Consider the following 245-nt stretch of genomic DNA (forward strand, 5'->3'; position numbering starts at 1 on the left):
GGTCAGATCGACGTTGTCGGTGAACGGGGTCAGCAATGCCCGGGGGTACAGCCGGTGCTTGCGCACCACGTTGATCTCGGCGGACAGGACGACGGCGATCGCCGCCAGATAGAAGTACGCGAGTAGACCCAGGACCACCGCGAAGACACTGTTGGTGGTGCTGGCGTTCTTGACCACACCCGTCACGTACACGGTTCCGAAGGTCTGCAACAGCTGCCACACCACACCCATCACGATCGCGCCGG

Annotated in this window: 1 protein-coding gene; it reads right to left on the reverse strand. The window is 62.9% G+C overall.

Annotated features, from left to right (window positions below; all coding sequences use genetic code 11):
- On the reverse strand, nucleotides 1-245 hold a 245-nt coding region (locus tag SB717_RS38670), incomplete at both ends, for a hypothetical protein (protein ID WP_410908540.1).

The sequence above is a fragment of the Priestia sp. SIMBA_032 genome, from assembly GCF_046535215.1.
Taxonomy (GTDB): domain Bacteria; phylum Bacillota; class Bacilli; order Bacillales; family Bacillaceae_H; genus Priestia; species Priestia aryabhattai.